At 31.9% G+C, this 2,601-nt stretch carries 4 protein-coding genes; all 4 read right to left on the bottom strand.

The window, feature by feature from the left end:
- Nucleotides 1-131 precede the first annotated feature (131 nt).
- Nucleotides 132-506 carry an N-acetyltransferase family protein gene (locus tag ACW2QF_RS19380; RefSeq protein WP_455717658.1) on the bottom strand — a complete coding sequence of 125 codons (375 nt, stop codon included), beginning with the start codon at nt 504-506 and terminating at the stop codon, nt 132-134.
- Nucleotides 507-724: 218 nt separating this feature from the next.
- Entirely contained in the window at nt 725-883 is a 159-nt protein-coding gene (locus tag ACW2QF_RS19375) for a hypothetical protein (protein WP_455717657.1), read from the bottom strand.
- Between the two features lie 237 nt (nt 884-1,120).
- Nucleotides 1,121-1,432 (bottom strand): hypothetical protein, encoded by a 312-nt coding sequence (locus tag ACW2QF_RS19370; RefSeq protein WP_455717656.1) that lies wholly within the window; start codon nt 1,430-1,432, stop codon nt 1,121-1,123.
- 36 nt (nt 1,433-1,468) lie between these two features.
- Nucleotides 1,469-2,527 carry a hypothetical protein gene (locus ACW2QF_RS19365; RefSeq protein ID WP_455717655.1) on the bottom strand — a complete coding sequence of 353 codons (1,059 nt, stop codon included), beginning with the start codon at nt 2,525-2,527 and terminating at the stop codon, nt 1,469-1,471.
- Nucleotides 2,528-2,601: the final 74 nt, after the last annotated feature.

Raw genomic sequence — 2,601 nt, 5'->3', positions numbered from 1 at the left:
TCTGCATATGTATCATCTAAATAGCGTAACGCTTTAGGAATTATCCCTACAGTTTCAAACCCAAAACCTTTATACATTCTAATTGCTCTATCATTGTTTTTAACGACATCTAATTCAATTTGACTTACACACTAATTCTCACACCATTTAATGCATTCTATCATCATTTTCCCGCCAATTCCAAGATTACAATACTCCTTCAATATAACAAATGCAACCTCTGCCCTATGACGATATCTAGAATTCCTTCTGACTAAGCCTACTGAACATTGCCCAATTACTTTATTGTTATATTCAGCAACAAACCACTCTATATCACTATCATTTAAAATATTCTTGATTATTTCTCTCTCTCTTTCAATTGAAGCACTAAATTCCCCTGGATTTCTTGCTAAAAATAGAGTTTCTGTATCTGCAAGAGTCATGAGTTTTATAATAGCCTCTGCATCTTCAACTTGCGGTTTTCTTATTGTTATTTCCTTCTTATTTTTAAGTAAGTACTCCATTTACTTAAACTCCTTTCAATATTAACAATTCAGCTCAATAGTTTATAAATAATCTTCGCAATAAGAATACTACATATTTTACCAACTATCAATATCCAGTTTTCAATGTACCTTACTTCCTTAAACTTTCATTTACTATTCATTCGTTCTATTTGTCTTACCGGCTTCTGGTCAGTTACTTTAATAACTTCATTTTCACACTTAAGCAATACCTTTAATTAAACTAACATAATCTCAACATCTCTAATCTCCTCAACAATATTTTCATACTCCTTGTTATTAACCATATCATTGAATTCGAATGACGTTCTCTCTCCACATTGTAGAAACTTTCTCCAGAACTTATTGATTGCTTGGATCAGCTCGCTACACTCCATTAATTCAGATGCTGTACTCTCACCTACAACAATACAAGGAATGAAAAAAGTTTATACCCATACTTTTTCTGATGAACGTGAGAAAGTTGAGAATATGATCGATAACTATTTTCAAGAAACACTTGGAATTAAGAAAGATGATATAGATAAAAAGAAGTATATACATATTTTATACTATCAGGTGCATTAATTCCTAACGATTTAAAGCTTATCACCCATAGATTGAAGTTGATTTCATTATATAAGTGAGAACAGCTCATCTTGAATCGGTGTACATATATTACTAATGGTATTAGGTGTGAATGGATTAGATAAATTACCTGCTTTTAAAAGATTTAAGTAATTCGTGCTTCCTCCCGACTTACACAAATTAGAATAATCTTGCCATGTCTGCTTGTAGTTATGTTTTGAGCGTTCATAAAACTCAAATACATTGATTTGTGCGATATTATATTCGATATAATTAAATGGATTCGTAAATAGCTGTGACTGCTTCGTCCAATATGTCCCTCTTTTAATCGCTTCTAAATCACTGATTCTCCATGGCATATATTTCCTCTCTATATCTGCCCACAACTCACACCGCTATATACGAGTTAATTTAATATCATCATATAAAGCATGTTCAAAATCGTCAATTGCACATCTGTAAGGAAGGTTATCAAATGAGTGGAATAAATGATTACGTACATAATTATTCTTCTGATTGCCCACAAAGCCATCTAAATAAGGATATGCAAAATGTTCCATCGTCTTTGAATGTATTTCATTGACAGAGGGTGAAGCACGATGATATTCATATAATTTATGACTACGAGCAGCTGTATAAAAAGCATATCCATGGCCAAACTCATGTATAAGATAATTTGCCTCTAAACCATTACCATGGTAAGAGCCAATTATAAAAGGTACCTTTTTATATGGAAGCATACAGCAGGAAAAATTATTATTTCGCTTAAATGGTCTGTCTGCAACATCAAATAATTCGTGCTCAAATATATAATTTATGTAATCTCTACTTTCCGCAGAAATATCGGTAAACATGTCTTTTATTACAGTAAGTAATTCATCCGCATCTCGAACGTTAGTGTCAGGATATTGTACCGTTATCGACTTTCTTAGTTCGTTACATGCTGGTGATATTAATTTCTTAATTTGTGTACGAAAAGCAGCAATTTCATTTTCTCCATAATCAAAACGCCCTTGTAACTTATATGCCATCTCAATATAGCTTTTATATCCTAAAGTATTTGCAATTTCAGTCCGTACTTTAATCAAATTATCTAAAATGTCATAAAGTTGGTCAGAAAATGTATCCTTACTTTGCCTATTAGAAAGCAGACTTATATATTCCGTTCTAAGTCGAGATTCTTCCGCTCGTAGTGAGATAGTATTGGCACTCAAAAGCATACTATTATTTCTTAACTGATTTACTATCATGTAGCCAAATTCCAGCTCAAATTCTTTAGCATATGGAGAATTTATTAGTAATGTATCACATTCGTTTTGTATTGCAGCAATTTGTGGGTCTTCAACATTTTGAATCCGCACTTCTTCTTCATAAAAATCGTAAGAAACACCACATAAATATCGAATATATGCTATTTCTTCTATGTACTCTAAATATTGCATATCTTCCATCATAGACAGCCATGCTTTGCGAATATCCTCATATGACGAAGCATTAAAATCCCATTTTTATATTTTAATAAATATTC

Source organism: Anaerosporobacter sp. (assembly GCF_965301125.1).
The sequence above is the reverse complement of the archived record's forward strand: the minus strand, read 5'-3'. Positions and strand labels throughout refer to the sequence as shown.

Bases quoted from the DNA above. Each gene is read 5' to 3' on its own strand.
- ACW2QF_RS19380 (WP_455717658.1), bottom strand. From the start codon at position 506: ATGGAGTACTTACTTAAAAATAAGAAGGAAATAACAATAAGAAAACCG.
- ACW2QF_RS19375 (WP_455717657.1), bottom strand. From the start codon at position 883: ATGGAGTGTAGCGAGCTGATCCAAGCAATCAATAAGTTCTGGAGAAAG.
- ACW2QF_RS19370 (WP_455717656.1), bottom strand. From the start codon at position 1,432: ATGCCATGGAGAATCAGTGATTTAGAAGCGATTAAAAGAGGGACATAT.
- ACW2QF_RS19365 (WP_455717655.1), bottom strand. From the start codon at position 2,527: ATGATGGAAGATATGCAATATTTAGAGTACATAGAAGAAATAGCATAT.